The organism is Vibrio sp. OPT46 (assembly GCF_015163535.1).
GTDB classification, from domain to species: domain Bacteria; phylum Pseudomonadota; class Gammaproteobacteria; order Enterobacterales; family Vibrionaceae; genus Vibrio; species Vibrio alginolyticus.
On record NZ_JADDYG010000005.1, the window covers coordinates 48609 to 49663 of the forward strand.

General features: G+C 42.7%; 1 protein-coding gene and 1 pseudogene. One reads left to right on the forward strand and one right to left on the reverse strand.

Going from position 1 to position 1055, the window contains the following annotated elements; genetic code table 11:
- Nucleotides 1-323 (forward strand): annotated as a pseudogene (locus IQR33_RS31985) (FAD-dependent 2-octaprenylphenol hydroxylase); the annotation flags it as partial.
- A 65-nt stretch (nt 324-388) separates the two neighbouring features.
- Here the strand turns inward: IQR33_RS31985 and IQR33_RS00375 are convergent.
- Nucleotides 389-595 (reverse strand): DUF1107 domain-containing protein, encoded by a 207-nt coding sequence (locus IQR33_RS00375; protein WP_005380970.1) that lies wholly within the window; start codon nt 593-595, stop codon nt 389-391.
- Nucleotides 596-1055 lie beyond the last annotated feature (460 nt).

Here is a 1055-nt window from a genome sequence, read left to right on the forward strand (position 1 = left end):
CATTAGCGGGGCAGGGTGTGAATTTGGGTTTATTAGATGCGGCCAGTCTTGCTCAAGAGGTGTTAGCACTTTGGAAGCAGGGACAAGATATCGGTAGTAAACGCAACCTAAGAAGCTACGAGCGTTGGCGAAAAGCGGAAGCGGCAAAGATGATCGCTACTATGCAAGGGTTTCGAGATTTGTTCTCTGGCGAGAACCCAGCTAAGAAGCTCGTTCGTGGCATTGGCTTAAGTTTAGCGGGGCAACTGCCGGGAGCGAAAGATGAGATCATGAAGCGCGCGCTTGGTTTAAAGGGACACTTGCCGGATCTGGCGCGTCAGTAAGTGCAAAGCGAACTTCAAATACACAAAAGGCTGGTTAATCCAGCCTTTGTTTTATCAACATTTTGCTAAGCATATGCGCATCGGAGTTTCATTATTTCTTGATTGATCTCTTTGACCGCTCGGAAATGGCGTTGCTCTGCTTTCTCCGGCAGTATTAACTTACCGTTATCAAACTCGAATCTACCGACCCCGTAAATATAAATTCTTCCTTTAAAAAGACGACTTATATGTTTAGCAATCATACTTGGTGTATAGCGCTTAAACAGTCTCATATTTACTTTCCTTTTATCTAACCTAGCCTAGGTATTCTACGTTCTGGACGCGAAAATTATTGTGACAGCAATAGTATTAAATACAGATGTAGGGTGTTGCGTCAGAGAATTGTGTTGTCTTAGACAATTTGACAGTGTCATCTCTTAAATAGCGTGAGGATTACCCCAAAAATAACCTCTCTAAAGGAACCCTTACCCAATACACTCCTTTTTACGTGACGCATTAAGCAATAGTTTTGTTACAGAATTAAGAATAGAACGAAAACGGTTGTTTGCTAGTTGTTTCTATTAAGGTCGTGCCTCGCGCAACACACTTTACGTTCTAACGATTAGAGGAAATGAAAGAGAAAAAGTTCCACGTAAAAAAAAAGCCCGCTTCAGCGGGCGAATAGTCACAGATGCATTACACAAAAGTGGATAACTAACTGCATGAATGCTGTCACTCAGCTAGCTGACTCAC

Excerpts from the sequence above, each read along its gene's own strand:
- IQR33_RS00375 (WP_005380970.1), bottom strand. The coding sequence starts at position 595 with ATGAGACTGTTTAAGCGCTATACACCAAGTATGATTGCTAAACATATA.